This window comes from Halomonas sp. (assembly GCF_041689495.1).
In the GTDB taxonomy this organism is placed as follows: Bacteria; Pseudomonadota; Gammaproteobacteria; order Pseudomonadales; family Halomonadaceae; genus Halomonas.
Genome location: NZ_JBDNGD010000108.1, coordinates 1 through 1,154 on the forward strand (window position 1 = coordinate 1; position 1,154 = coordinate 1,154).

At 62.9% G+C, this 1,154-nt stretch carries 2 protein-coding genes; one reads left to right on the forward strand and one right to left on the reverse strand.

Annotated elements, in window-relative coordinates; translation table 11 throughout:
- Positions 1-726 (reverse strand): NAD(P)-dependent oxidoreductase (locus tag ACESMD_RS03390; RefSeq protein ID WP_372610329.1); only part of this gene is annotated, 726 nt, incomplete at its 3' end.
- A gap of 210 nt (positions 727-936) precedes the next feature.
- Between ACESMD_RS03390 and ACESMD_RS03395 the strand changes: the two genes are divergently transcribed.
- A partial coding sequence (locus ACESMD_RS03395; protein WP_372610331.1) for an FmdB family zinc ribbon protein occupies positions 937-1,154 on the forward strand: 218 nt, incomplete at its 3' end.

Below are 1,154 nucleotides of genomic sequence, written 5' to 3' on the forward strand. Positions count from 1 at the left end.
GGCCGCCTCCTCGTCGATGATGCCGCCACGGGCACAGTTGACGAGCAGGGCGTCGGGCTTGAGCCGGGCCAGCATGGCGGTATCGATCAGGTGTCGGGTGTCATCGGTGAGCGGGCAATGCAGGCTGATCACATCGGCTTGCGGGGCCAACTCATCGAGTCCCGGTCGACTGTCCCTGGCCTCGTTGCCCGGGCGAGCGGCAAAGCTGACTCGCATGCCGAACGCCTCACCGAGCTGGGCGACCCTGGAGCCCAGTTCGCCCTGTCCGACCACGACCAGATGCTTGCCCTCGAGTTGCAGAGTAGCATGATCCATGAGGCAGAAGAAGGCGCCTTCCCCCCAGCGCCCCCGGGCCACGTCACGCTGATAGAGGGGGAGGCGATTGGCCAGGGCCAGGATCAGCATCAATGTATGCTGGGCGACGCTGGCCGTGCCATAGGCGCTGACATTGCGCACTGTGATGCCCAGTCGCTCACAGGCGACCATGTCGATGTTGTTGGTGCCGGTGGCCAGCACACAGATGAGCTTGAGCTCGGGCAGGGCATCCAGGGTCGGGGCATCCAGCACGACCTTGTTGACGATGGCGACGCGGGCACCGGCCAGGCGTTCGGCGCTCTGGGCCGTGGTGCTTTGCTGGTGGACCTCCAGCGAGTCGACGACGTCACGGATCGGGTCGAGGTCGATATCGGCGCCGAGGCTGGCGGCATCGAGGATCACGGCTGTCATCGGAATTCCTTCTTGTCATCTGCAGGCAGAGGATATCAACGCGACGAGGCGGATGCCTTGCCCGCACAGGGTATCAACACGCTATAATGTCGCGCTTTGGGACGAGCCTGAACCACCCGCAGGCTTTCCCCGGGAAGAGTATTCTACGTCGGGTCCCACATCCCGGCACCCCAGTCATTCGGGTATTGTCGTTTCCGGAGAGTCCAAACCATGCCCATCTACGAATACGAGTGCAAGGCCTGTGGCCATCGCCTTGAAAAACTTCAGAAGATCAGTGCCGATCCCTTGATTGACTGTCCCGTTTGCGAGGCCGCCGCCGAGAGTTCCTCGACCCCTGACAAGGCAACGACCGCCAAGGGTGACGACAGCGCCACCGGCAAGGCGGGCACCAAGGATGAAGGCAAGGAAACACCAAAGGGCAAGGAAAC